General features: G+C 62.1%; 1 protein-coding gene and 1 pseudogene. Both read left to right on the top strand.

From position 1 onward, the window contains the following. Positions 1-80, top strand: a pseudogene (locus tag AF337_RS41760) (Crp/Fnr family transcriptional regulator); the annotation flags it as partial. A gap of 77 nt (positions 81-157) precedes the next feature. Next, on the top strand, positions 158-375 hold a 218-nt coding region (locus AF337_RS04270), incomplete at its 3' end, for a LysR family transcriptional regulator (protein WP_152970895.1).

Below are 375 nucleotides of genomic sequence, written 5' to 3'. Positions count from 1 at the left end.
CCATCGTCGACTGGGAACGCCTGCAGGAAATCGCCGAATTCGATCCCGGCTATCTCAGCATCTCCAGGGAACCGCGCTAGGGCGTCATGGTTCTTGCATCTAGACGGGGTTTGCAACATGTTGCCGGTCGATAGTCGTCGACCGGATCATCCACATCATGAATAACCTTCCAGCGGTCGATCTCAACCTCCTCGTCGCCTTCGACGCGATCATGGCAGAGCGCAGCGTCACCCGGGCCGGCGCCCGCATCGGCCGCACCCAGCCGGCGATGAGTGCTGCACTTGCCAGGTTGCGCCAACTTTTTCAGGATGAACTCTTCGTGCGCAGCCCGAGCGGGCTGGAGCCGACACCGCGTGCGCTCGATCTTGCCGAGCC

The organism is Rhizobium ecuadorense (assembly GCF_001187535.1).
GTDB classification, from domain to species: Bacteria; Pseudomonadota; Alphaproteobacteria; order Rhizobiales; family Rhizobiaceae; genus Rhizobium; species Rhizobium ecuadorense.
The sequence above is the reverse complement of the archived record's forward strand: the minus strand, read 5'-3'. Positions and strand labels throughout refer to the sequence as shown.